The organism is Streptomyces sp. IBSBF 2435 (assembly GCF_036815005.1).
In the GTDB taxonomy this organism is placed as follows: domain Bacteria; phylum Actinomycetota; class Actinomycetes; order Streptomycetales; family Streptomycetaceae; genus Actinacidiphila.
Genome location: NZ_JAJSYW010000367.1, coordinates 1 through 1,905, shown reverse-complemented (window position 1 = coordinate 1,905; position 1,905 = coordinate 1). Strand labels below are relative to the sequence as shown.

The 1,905-nt window shown below is 77.1% G+C and carries 2 protein-coding genes; both read left to right on the top strand.

What is annotated here, in order from left to right:
- Positions 1-214: 214 nt before the first annotated feature.
- On the top strand, positions 215-880 hold the full coding sequence (locus V7E46_RS33435) for a hypothetical protein (RefSeq protein ID WP_333771910.1): 666 nt from the start codon (positions 215-217) through the stop codon (positions 878-880).
- Positions 873-1,905, top strand: a 1,033-nt coding sequence (locus V7E46_RS33430; RefSeq protein ID WP_443054429.1) for a DNA polymerase Y family protein, incomplete at its 3' end; no start/stop codon positions are given. The genes V7E46_RS33435 and V7E46_RS33430, both read left to right, overlap by 8 nt.

The window sequence follows — 1,905 nt, the reverse complement described above, 5'->3', positions numbered from 1 at the left end:
GTCCGGGTCGGGGCCGGGGGCCGCTCCCGGGGCTCGTACGGCGGGCGACCGGACTCCTCGTACGGGCGGCGACCCGGACCGTACGGCCGAGGATCGGGGCCGTACCGGCTGACGTCCGCCGGTGGCCGAATCAACTGCGGCCGGGGGTAGGGGGGTTGGAAAACCCCTGGTCACAGAGTTGCAAGAATCGTTCGAATGTTCGATTCTTGGCCTGATGTCGATCCTTCCCGTGGCCGGTGCACCGGCGCAGCCAGACACCGCGAGAGCCCTCCCGGTGCTGCCCGTGCTGCGGTCGCTGCTGCCCGGGGGCACCTTGCGTGCCGGTTCCTCGGTGGCGGTGGAGGACGCGGATCTGCCGCTGCTGCTGGCCCTGGGCGCGGGCGCGGCACGGAACGGCACCTGGGCCGCGCTCGGCCTGCCCCAGCTCGGGGCGCTGGCCGCCGCGGACGCCGGGCTCGACCTGGAGTACGGCCTGTGGGTGGACCGCCCGGGCGGTGACTGGCCGCAGGTGCTGGCGGTGCTGATGGAGGCCGTTCCCGTCGTCCTGGTCGGTCCGCTGGGCCGTCCGGGGGAGCGCACCGCCCGCAGGATCGCCGGGCTCCAGCGCCGGATGGGGGCGGTGCTGCTGGTCGCGGGTCCCTGGAGCGGCGCCCAGGTGCGGCTGCGGGTCACCGAGGCGGCCTGGGAGGGCGTGGGCGCCGGGCACGGTCTGCTGCGCGGCCGCCGGGTCCGGGTCCGCTCGGCCGGCCGCGGTGCCGCGGCGGCCGGGCGTTCCGCCGTTCTCTGGCTGCCGGGCCCCGACGGTACGGCGACCGCCGTGGACGTACGGCGGGACGATGCGCAGGGCCGCCCCGCGCTGCTGGGTGCCGTCGGTGCGTGACGGTACGCCCCGCGCGGCCCGGCGGTCCGGCGGTCCTGACCGGGTCATGGTGGTGTGGAGCCCGGACTGGCCGGTGACCGTCACCGGGCTGGCAGGTCCGGTCGCGGTGCTGGCCGGCGGCCGGGTACTGGCCTGTTCCGCCGCGGCCAGGGCGGCCGGAGTACGGCGGCGGATGCCGGTCCGCCAGGCGCAGGCCCGCTGCCCCGGGCTGGTGCTGGTGGACAGGGACCAGGCGGCGGAGGCCCGGGCGTTCGAGAGGGTGGCCCGGCTGCTGGAGGCGGTGACCCCCCGGCTGGAGGTGGTCAGGCCGGGCCTGGCCGCACTGCCCGCGGCCGGCCCCGCCCGTTACGCGGGCGGCGAGCAGCCGCTGGCCGACCGGATCCGTACGCTCGCCGCACAGTCCGGCCTCCTGGTACGGGTCGGGGCCGCCGACTCCCTCTTCGCCGCCGCGCTGGCCGCCCGCGCCGGACGGCTGGTGCCCGCCGGCCGTACCGCCGACTTCCTGGCCCCGTACCCGGTCGGGACGCTGGGCCTGCCGGTGCTGGCCGAACTGCTGCCCCGGCTGGGCATCGAGACCCTGGGCGGCTTCGCCGCGCTGCCGGTACGCCAGGTGCTGGCCCGTTTCGGTGCCGTGGGCGCGGCGGCGCAGCGTACCGCGGGAGGCCTTGAGCTGCGCGGGCTCGACACCCGGGTGCCCTCGCGCTCCTACGCGGTCGAGGCGCTGCTCGACCCGCCCGCCGACCTGCTGGAACCGCTGATCTTCACGGCGCGCAAACTCGCCGACGACCTGCACAGGTCGCTGGCCGCGGCGGGAGCGGTGTGCGGCCAGGTGGAGGTCACCGCCACCCTGGCCGACGGCCGCGAACTGACCCGCCTGTGGTCCCACGGCGGACGCCTCTCCACCCTGGCCCTGGCCGAACGAGTCCGCTGGCAACTCGACGCCTGGCACCATGCCGGCGCCCTGTCCCCGGAAGTGCCGCCGCCCCACCGCAAAGCCACGGAGGCCCCCGCCCCAGAACCGGAGG

Excerpts from the sequence above, each read along its gene's own strand:
- V7E46_RS33435 (WP_333771910.1), top strand. The coding sequence starts at position 215 with ATGTCGATCCTTCCCGTGGCCGGTGCACCGGCGCAGCCAGACACCGCG.